General features: G+C 30.3%; 1 protein-coding gene. It reads right to left on the bottom strand.

Annotated features, from left to right (window positions below; genetic code table 11):
• Nucleotides 1–12: 12 nt before the first annotated feature.
• The coding region (locus V6256_RS16265; RefSeq protein WP_341599213.1) for a hypothetical protein at nucleotides 13–208 on the bottom strand (196 nt) is incomplete at its 5' end.

The following is a 208-nucleotide window of genomic DNA, read 5'->3' as shown; positions in this document are numbered from 1 at the left end:
CTGTTTTGCCATTCATTGTAATAAAAGAGAAATAACATCAAAATATAAGCTTTCTGAAATGAAGCAGTTAAAGAAGGCAACTAAATTAACGAGAATATAACCTTTTTGTCCTAAACTTGATTCCACTAGATGTATGACTGAATTAAGTTTGCTTTCTTTATCGCCATAAAAACCCATCTGTAACAAACTAATGCTAATTAGACGGTAA

Origin of the sequence: Psychromonas aquatilis, from assembly GCF_038155185.1 — a bacterium.
Lineage (GTDB): Bacteria > Pseudomonadota > Gammaproteobacteria > Enterobacterales > Psychromonadaceae > Psychromonas > Psychromonas aquatilis.
The sequence above is the reverse complement of the archived record's forward strand: the minus strand, read 5'-3'. Positions and strand labels throughout refer to the sequence as shown.